5 protein-coding genes and 3 pseudogenes are annotated in these 7,857 nt (G+C 34.0%); 6 read left to right on the forward strand and 2 right to left on the reverse strand.

Translation table 11 applies throughout. The features are described from left to right. Window positions 1-54: 54 nt before the first annotated feature. The 6 genes and pseudogenes from J2S74_RS18775 to J2S74_RS18800 all read left to right on the forward strand — a co-directional run bounded on the left by J2S74_RS18775 (window position 55) and on the right by J2S74_RS18800 (window position 6,095). A complete protein-coding gene (locus tag J2S74_RS18775) occupies window positions 55-1,044 on the forward strand; it encodes an ABC transporter ATP-binding protein (RefSeq protein ID WP_307328535.1) in 990 nt (329 codons plus the stop codon). A 23-nt stretch (window positions 1,045-1,067) separates the two neighbouring features. Next, window positions 1,068-2,102 carry an ABC transporter ATP-binding protein gene (locus J2S74_RS18780; RefSeq protein WP_307328538.1) on the forward strand — a complete coding sequence of 345 codons (1,035 nt, stop codon included), beginning with the start codon at window positions 1,068-1,070 and terminating at the stop codon, window positions 2,100-2,102. An 18-nt stretch (window positions 2,103-2,120) separates the two neighbouring features. Continuing rightward, window positions 2,121-2,795, forward strand: coding sequence for a hypothetical protein (locus tag J2S74_RS18785; RefSeq protein ID WP_307328540.1), 675 nt, complete (start codon window positions 2,121-2,123; stop codon window positions 2,793-2,795). Between the two features lie 85 nt (window positions 2,796-2,880). Continuing rightward, window positions 2,881-4,449: a gamma-glutamyltransferase family protein gene (locus J2S74_RS18790; protein ID WP_307328543.1), complete on the forward strand. Its 1,569-nt coding sequence runs from the start codon at window positions 2,881-2,883 to the stop codon at window positions 4,447-4,449. Beyond that, window positions 4,450-4,617 (forward strand): annotated as a pseudogene (locus J2S74_RS18795) (transposase domain-containing protein); the annotation flags it as partial. Window positions 4,618-4,898: 281 nt separating this feature from the next. Beyond that, window positions 4,899-6,095 carry a cystathionine gamma-synthase family protein gene (locus J2S74_RS18800; protein WP_307328546.1) on the forward strand — a complete coding sequence of 399 codons (1,197 nt, stop codon included), beginning with the start codon at window positions 4,899-4,901 and terminating at the stop codon, window positions 6,093-6,095. Window positions 6,096-6,466: 371 nt separating this feature from the next. Here the strand turns inward: J2S74_RS18800 and J2S74_RS18805 are convergent. Next, window positions 6,467-6,761: pseudogene (locus J2S74_RS18805) on the reverse strand (hypothetical protein); the annotation flags it as partial. Then, window positions 6,757-7,200, reverse strand: a pseudogene (locus tag J2S74_RS18810) (DUF3231 family protein). The pseudogenes J2S74_RS18810 and J2S74_RS18805, both read right to left, overlap by 5 nt. Between the last annotated feature and the right edge of the window lie 657 nt (window positions 7,201-7,857).

Below are 7,857 nucleotides of genomic sequence, written 5' to 3' on the forward strand. Positions count from 1 at the left end.
TCATTAAGTAAATTTTAGTGGTTTTACGTTAGTCGAATTGGAAAGGAGGATACTATGAAGGAATCAGAGGTTTTATTAGAAGTGAAAAACTTAAAAACACATTTTAATACAATAAACGGTGTTGTTCCGTCAGTGGAAGATGTCTCGTTTTATATTAACAAAGGTGAAAAGGTGGCTATTGTCGGGGAGTCAGGATCTGGGAAAAGTGTAACCTCTTTATCGATTATGAGACTGCTTAGTGAAACGGGAAAAATTATCGATGGTAGTATTCATTTTTGTGGTAGAAATCTCATTGAATTATCTGAAAAAGACATGCGAAAAATTCGAGGGAATGAGATTGCAATGGTTTTTCAGGAGCCTTTAAGTTCGTTAAATCCTGTTATGACAGTGGGAAAACAGATAATGGAAAGTATTCTCTTACACCAGAAAACCAGAAAACAAAATGCAAAACAGCAAGTTATTGATCTATTAAATAAAGTGGGAATACCAAGGCCAGAGAAAGTTTTCTCTTCTTACCCACATTTATTAAGTGGAGGTATGAGGCAACGTGTGATGATAGCAATGGCATTGAGTTGTCAACCAAAGTTAATTATTGCAGATGAACCGACAACTGCATTGGATGTTACGATACAGGCACAAATTTTATCTATTCTTAAGGAATTGTCGGAGCAAGAAGAGGTAGCTATTTTACTTATTACTCATGATTTAGGTGTTGTTGCTGAAGTGGCAGACCGGGTAATTGTAATGTATGCAGGACAGGTGGTAGAACAAGCAGAAATATTTTCTATTTTTGATTACCCTAAGCATCCCTATACGAAAGCATTGTTGAATAGTACACCTAAATTAGATTTTTCGCAGACGGAATTATTGTCAATAGAAGGAACTGTCCCAAGTCCAATGGAAATACCGACAGGTTGTCGTTTCTATGATAGATGTGACTTCTCGAGTGAAATATGTAAGCAAAGTCCAGAATTAAAGGAGATAACGGATGGGCATCAAGTGCGGTGTTGGTTAGTAGAGGAAGCTATTGATAATAGAATTTGATTCATTTTCTGGAGGGAAGAGATATGCCATTGAATAAGGATGCTTTACTTCAAGTTAAAGGAGTAAAGAAGTATTTTGACGTATCGGAGGGTATTTTTACAACTAAAAAAAAATATTTAAAAGCTGTAGATAATGTTAATTTTTCACTTAAACAAGGAGAAATTTTAGGTATTGTTGGTGAATCTGGTTGCGGTAAATCAACACTCGGAAATTTAATAATGCAATTAGAAAATCCTACAGAGGGAGAAATTATTTTTGATGGGATTGAACTATCAAAGCTATCTGCAAAGGAACTGAGGAGGAAAAGAAAAGATATTCAAATGATTTTCCAGGATCCATATTCTTCGTTAAATCCTAGAATGAAAGTATTTGACATTGTAGCAGAGCCATTACGTACACATAAACTAGCATCTGGCACTGATTTGAAGAAACAAGTATATGATATGTTAGAAATCGTTGGGCTAAACAATAAATATGCAAATCGGTATCCCCATGAATTTAGTGGAGGGCAGCGACAGAGAATAGGAATTGCTAGAGCTTTAACTTTAAAGCCTAAACTAATTGTTTGTGATGAACCAGTATCAGCTTTAGACGTTTCCATTCAAGCACAAATATTGAATCTGCTCCTAAAACTTCAAAAGGAATTTCAACTTACTTTAATATTTATTGCTCATGGAATACCCGCCGTAAAATATATAAGTAATAGAATTGCTGTAATGTATTTAGGGAAAATTGTAGAGATAGCAGATAAAGAACAACTATTATCAAATCCTAAACACCCATATACGGAATCATTATTATATTCTGTACCAGTGAGTCACCCTAAACTACGTAGTAACCATGAACAATCTAAATTAACTGGTGAAATGCCAAGCCCTGTAGATCCTCCACCTGGTTGTCGTTTCCACACGAGATGTCCTTATGCTGATGAAAAGTGCATGGAAGAGACTCCAGATTTGATCGAAACCCAAGATAAGGAGCATTATGTAGCATGTCATTATCCTCTATATAGAGAGAGGGTAAGTAATTCTGATTCTGTTCAAGCAATATTAGATTAAAGGAATGGAGGGAGAATATTGACATCACTTAATGACATACATGTATACTACCAAATATTTGAATCACAATTTTCAGCCAATGAATACCATGGTCATTTATATGCCAATAAAGCATTTGATGTTAAATGGGGCTCTATTCCAATTTTAATTTCAGCCCCACATACGACAAAAATGTATAGAAACGGTAGATTAAAAGATCAAGATGATTATACTGGAGCAATAGCATTACTATTACAAAGATACACGGATTGTTACGTAATATATTCTACTCGCTGTTCTGAGGAAGATCCTAATTTTGTATTGAATGGGGAATATAAAGATACGATTGAAAAAATTGTTAACTTAGGGAATATCAAGTTTATGATCGATCTTCATGGTGCGTCAGAAAATAGAGAGTTCGGTGTAGATTTAGGAACTCAACACGGAAAAATACTGAAACCTCAAGTTGTCAAACGTTTGAAGAACATATTTAGTAAATACCATGTCATGAACATAAAAGAAAATAACAACTTTCCTGCAATGCACCCTGGTACTGTTTCAGCATTTTGTTACCATCAACTTGGAGTTCCGAGTGTACAAATGGAAATTAATAAGAGATTTAGGAAACCTGATGTGGATATTCGTCTATTTATTTCATTAATTAAATCTCTTAAAGAGATTATATATAGTTTATCCTTGGAAGAATTTAATTAAGTTATGTAATTGTTTGTGGAGATATTTATAAATATTTTGAACTTTAATTGTGATCTTTAATTAATATTAAAATGGGAGACTACCTATGTACAATTATAAAAGGAAAGGAAATAGTTCAAATGAGAATAGAAAAATGGTTGGAAAATACAGTGTAAGCGCTGCCCATCCTTTAGCTGTGGATGTTGGAATGGAGATTATGAGAAAAGGAGGGAATGCAGTAGATGCGGCTATCGCTATATCTTTTGTTTTAGGTGTAGTAGAACCCTATGGTTCTGGTATAGGGGGCGGTGGTGTAATGATGATCTATGAAAATAATGGGGAAAAACCAATATTTTACGATTATAGGGAATGTGCACCATGGGTTGCTAAAACATCCAAGTCGAAAATAGGAATTCCAGGATTAGTAAAAGGGATGGAAACGATTCATAAAGACCTAGGTACATTAAATTGGAAGTCATTGATTCAACCGGCTATTCATATCGCAAAGAAAGGTTTCCATGCACATAAAGTATTAATAGAACAGCTTAAAATTGCCACACATATAGATAGAGAAGAATTAACACAGTTCTATCCTCACCAAGCACCTCTATCCCAGGGAGAACGTATTGAACAACCACTTTTAGCAGAAACATTGAGTAGGATAGCAGAAAATGGATCAGATGTTTTTTATAATGGATCAATCGGAGAGGCTATCTGCAAGAAAGTGCCTGACTTACATATAAGTGATTTAAAAAATTTCTCTATTAAGAAACGAGAAGTACTTCAAGGGAAATTTGATGATTTTGTTATTTACGGTGCACCTCCTCCTGTAGCTGGAACTATGTTGATTCAAGTATTACAAATGGCAGAAATGATCCATTTAGATAAATATTCGGTAAATAGTTCGGAGTTTATTGATAGACTTGCTCAAATTTTACGTACTTGCTATGCAGAGCGAAAAATTTATAATGCTGATCCAGACTTTAAAAAAGTAGATCAAGCCTACCTTTGTAGCATTGACTACTGTAAAACATTAGTAGAAAAAACCTTCAGAAGAAACACATCAATAAGTAAAAAAAATGACTCTACCATTCAAGATTATAATAATACAACTTCTTTTGTAGTTGCAGACTCAGAAGGAAGACTTGTTTCAACTACAAACACGTTAAGTGATTTATTTGGATCAGGCTTGTATGTTAAAGGCTTTTTTCTGAACAATCAAATGAGGAATTTTAGTGATTATCCTTCCGTGATGAATAACTATCAACCTGGTAAGAAGCCCCACAGTTTTATAGCTCCATCTATATTAATTAGTGAAAAAAAAGGCAACATTGCCATTGGCTCTTCTGGTGGTAAAAGAATCCCGAATATGCTTGCTAGAATATTAATAGAGCATGTCAAACATGGTTGTAACCTTCAATCTGCGACAAATGCCACTCGTTACTTTATCGATGAAAAACATATTTATTTAGAAGGTAAATTGCCACAGTCGGTTGAGAACAACCTTCTAAAAAGCGGGTATAGTATTCAGCACCATCCTGTTTCCATTTTCTACGGTGGCGTTCATAGTATAGCCTTACATCCCAAAAATAAAAATATCTGCGGTTGTGCTGATCCAAGAAGAGGTGGAAAGTGGATGGTTGCTCCTAGTACTAGTGATCACAATATGAGTTAGTATAGTATCGTGGAAACAGCTAAGGAGAACGGACTCAATCCATTTACTTATCTAACTTATCTATTTGAGACACTGCCAAATATTGATACAGAAGATGTCAATACACTTGACCAAGTTCTTCCATGGTCAGAAAGTTTACCTGAAACTTGCCGAATACAAAAGAACTAATATCATCATACAATAGTCCACACTCTGAAAAACAAATGTGGACTATTTTACGCTTACGATTTATCGTACAAAATTCAGAGGTGGGTGATTTAGTCGTTTGATATCTCTCGACGCCTTAAGGAAAACTATCACTTATTCTGAGTTAACGGGATAATTATTTTTAAAAATAGTGACTAATTTTCGTGTATGAACTTCATACAATTTTACAGATGGAATTTTTGCTCTTCCATAGTAGCATGAATGTGAGGTGGTTCGAACTTAACAAAAGGAGAGTGGAATAAGTGAGAGAAAAAGCGAATTTTACACACTTAGGTACAAAATCCGTTTGGGAAGGCGAAAAAAAACAGTTGGCACATGGGGCTACACAAGTACCGACAGTTTTCAGTGTCGGATATAGTTACAATGATTTAGATCACTGGTTAGATGTCGCCTTAGGAAAAGAAGAAGGTCATATTTATGGAAGAATGACAAATCCTACGGTGCAAGCTTTCCAAGATAAAGTCAAAGCATTAGAAAACGCTGAATCTTGTACTAGTTTTTCATCAGGAATGGCTGCAATAAGTAACACTTTATATACATTTTTAAAACCTGGTGATCGTATTGTTACAATTAAAGATACTTATGGTGGAACTAACAAAATATTTTTAGAATTCTTACCAAATATTAACGTTGATGTGGAACTATGTGATACTACGGATCATGAAAAAATGGAAAAAGAAGTGGAAAAAGGATGTAAAATTTTATACCTTGAAACTCCTACAAACCCAACACTAAAAGTTGTTGACTTAAAACGAATGATAAAAATGGCAAAATCCGTTGGCGCACTTGTTATAGTCGACAATACCTTCGCAACTCCTATCAATCAAAACCCATTACAATTAGGTGCGGATTTAATCATTCATAGTGCCACGAAGTTCTTGGGAGGTCATGCTGATGCATTAGGTGGTATCGTTTGTGGAAACGAAGATTTAGTTGATAAGATTTTTCATTATCGAGAAATAAATGGAGCTTGCCTTGACCCAATGAGTGCATATTTACTACTTCGAGGGATGAAGACACTTGAATTAAGAATTGAAAGACAAAATGAAAACGCAATGAAAGTGGCAAAATTTCTTGAGTCACATCCTAAAGTAACAAACGTCTTTTATCCAGGTCTTGAAAGCAATGAAGGACATGAGATCGCCAAGAAACAAATGAAAGGATTTGGCGGAATGTTAAGTTTTTCAGTTAAAGGAGGAATGGATGCAGTTAAAGTGTTTATGCCACAATTAAAACATGCTCATAAAGCAGCAAACTTAGGTGCAGTTGAAACAACAGTTGGTCCTCCACGAACAACAAGTCATGTAGAAAACACTCCAGAAGAACGTAAAGCCATGGGTATCCCTGAAGGACTTGTTCGTTATTCAGCTGGTATTGAAAACGTTGAGGACTTAATTAAGGACCTTGACCAAGCCTTAAGTTATATTCCTCACCAATAATCAGCTATACTTGAAGCATCATTTGTAACGGAGACGATAGGTTTAAAAAGAAGATCGCTATTTAATCGAAATAAATAGGATGAGGTTACATTCATAAATTGATCCCTTCCCCTGATACGGAGAGTGTATTTTACATTCTCCGTATTTAGATGTAAACTGCTATTTTTCCCATAACTGAAACGGTTAAACGCCACCATTTAATATTGAGAAGTTTACTTGTATGAAGTGTCACATCAACATTTAAAAGAATTACCATGACAAAGGTTCTTATTTAAAAACCGGGTCCTAGATTAGGTTTCCTGTTTAATAATTACGACACTTAATATTAAAACTACAATTTGGATTTTTAATCATCTCTAGCATCTCTTGTATTAATTCTTGTAGAATCCTGACTGTGAAAAAATTATTTTATTATTTTTCCATAACAAAAAACCTGTTAATAAACCTGGAATCACAAAAAGCATAGGTAAAAACACTGGTCCAAATAAGATCCCGAAAATTTTGATTTTGGAAGAATAAATTAAATCAACCGTTACAAAATATGCTGAAAAGACAAAGGGTAGAAAGGAAAAGGGGATTGATTCCCCATTTGCATCCTTAAAGGCATCCCACATCGCAATATAAACAAGGATAGGACATTAGCCATTGATAATTAGTTTTTTCAATCTTTCTTATTGAGTTTATTAAAATTGACCATATAAATCCATATAAAAATTTGTAATGCTTGACTTAAGAATTCACGAACCTCAGCGTGAGCAGAAGTTGTCAAAGCTACACCATAAACAGATAATCCTACTTTAGACATGTTTTTAAGATAATATAAATAAAAAGCATCCGAATATAAGCGCGAAGCAGAGGTATTTACATCATCTTCTGTAAATCCCATTGGTATTGGTTGATTATCACTTTTAAGTATATCTATACTTTTCTGTAAATTCTTTTGGGATACTTTAAGTGCAAATTCTAGTATCTATTTTACTTCTAAGTCATCTACATTTGCTAAAAAATAGTTCATAACACAAATAGAGAAACTGTTATTTTGGTAGCTACTCCACATTACAGATATTTCTGAAGATGTTAGTCTTGAACTAGAATCTGTTGTCATAATATATCCTCCATTTTATTTTCATCTCAGCTTTTTAGCTAAGTATCATAACTCCGGGAACGAACGGATTAGGTAACGAAATAAAAGCTCTGCCATGGGGGTCGTTCTCTCTAGCTATTGTTATAAAAGATCAACCCAAATGTAAAACTAATCTTTATGAAGGTGGTTCATTGAAGAACCGGGATTAGTACGCAGTGTTAGATACAATAAAAACAAGGATCAGTTTATTAATATTTGAGCTAATATAACCAGCTTTTCCTTTTATTTTTCTGTTCTAAGAATAATTGGTATCCGTAAATGACAATGGAATAAAAAATGTATGTAATAAAAATTTGTTGAGGTTTAAAATTAACAAATTTAAACAGCCATTCCCCTTTTGACTATAATAATATTTAGTAAGATTTAAGTGTCTTCCCTAGTTGGTATGATCGTACTTTAATATATTTGTTGAATTTTAAAATAATTATACTAACAAAAGCTAGTTTTATTTATGTATTTGACTAACCGGGACTTTTACCTTCAGAAGAGGTAAGTAAAAAAATAAATGAAAAATTCATTTACATGAATGAATTTCATAAATCTCGGCCCTTATGGGCCAAGGGTTTCAAAGCATGAAAAAAGGAGTACCTCCCCAAATGTCGAATTTAGTAAGTGACC

Origin of the sequence: Evansella vedderi, from assembly GCF_030813435.1 — a bacterium.
GTDB classification, from domain to species: domain Bacteria; phylum Bacillota; class Bacilli; order Bacillales; family Salisediminibacteriaceae; genus Evansella; species Evansella vedderi.